2 pseudogenes are annotated in these 1230 nt (G+C 65.1%); both read left to right on the forward strand.

The annotated features are described in order from the left end of the window. Positions 1-86 (forward strand): annotated as a pseudogene (locus ACZ6IM_RS42655) (IS5/IS1182 family transposase); the annotation flags it as partial. 840 nt (positions 87-926) lie between these two features. Beyond that, positions 927-1142: pseudogene (locus ACZ6IM_RS42660) on the forward strand (transposase); the annotation flags it as partial. Positions 1143-1230 lie beyond the last annotated feature (88 nt).

The raw sequence follows: 1230 nt of genomic DNA on the forward strand, positions 1-1230 counted from the left end.
GGCGGATCTTCCGCAGGTCCCGCTGCAGCCCCAACCGCATGACGTCAATCGCCAAGGCAGTCCTCACACTGGAGCTGCAACGCTGAAGAAGCTCACTGAACTCGATGCTTAGGTCGGCTCGCTGTGGCATAAGCGGCATCAGGCGCAACTCGTTGCGCGTCCTCGGCGGAGAGCCGTGGGCGCCGGGGCCAAGCACAGGCTGGTTTTCGTGTACAGGCTGTTGGCGAACTGATGTATCTCCGGCACGCTGTCACTCAATGACGTGCTGACCTGCTGGTTCCGTGCCGATCGCTCCACCATTACGCGTGCGACCGGTGAAGTGTGTCCGCTGCTGGCCGAACGGGGCTGTTTGATGACGCCCGGCCAGTGGCTGCGTATCCGTCGAGGTCGTCGATTACCTCGACGCCGATGGGCGCACAGGGATCAGCGACGGGGTTCGGACGCGCCGCCCGGCCACCGGGTGCTGAGACTGTGCCAAGTTCATCTCCGGGGAAGAACAAGGAGAATGGCGTGAAGGCGGTGGTCGTCCAGGACGCTGCGGGGCGGCTGCTGTTCTGCAGCACGGCCGAGCCGGCCAGTTGCGCGGACATCACGCACGCTCGGGACTTGGGCCTGAGCAAGCTCCGCGCAGACGGGCCCGCCGTGGAGATGTTCGCCAGCCGGCTATCAGGGGGCTGGGCGCCCAGACGGGTGTCGTGTGGTGACGTCCCCGCACAGGAAGTTCAAGAAGAACCCTCACGAGTGGTACGAGGAGATGCACTAGCGACAGCACAGGGCCCACTCCTCACCGGGCATCAGGGTCGAGCACGGGTCCCCACGACAAGAACTGGGGGCCCTCGCGCGACATCACGGACGCCGCGAGCACTTGAGTGACACCATCCAAGCGGTCGCCGGACTGCTCTCCCCACCAGCAGGCGACCACAACCGGTGGCCCCAACGTGCTGGTCTGGGACAACCTGCGCATGCACTTGAGCGAGCCGATGCGCGAGTTTCTCACCGCCCACGCCGCGTGGCTCACCGTCTCCCAGCTTCCAAGCCATTCACCGGACTTGGAGCCCCAGGAAGGCACCTGGTCGCTGGTCAGACGTGACATCGGCAATCTCGCCGCAGCCGATCTCGGCCAGATCGGATCTGTCAAACGATCGGTGTAACTGGGGTAGTTGGGGCTACTGGCGGGCGGCTGACAGGCGGCCGTCGGAGGTGATGTCGAAGGCGTTCAGTGCGGTCTTC

The organism is Streptomyces sp. NPDC042336 (genome assembly GCF_055581985.1).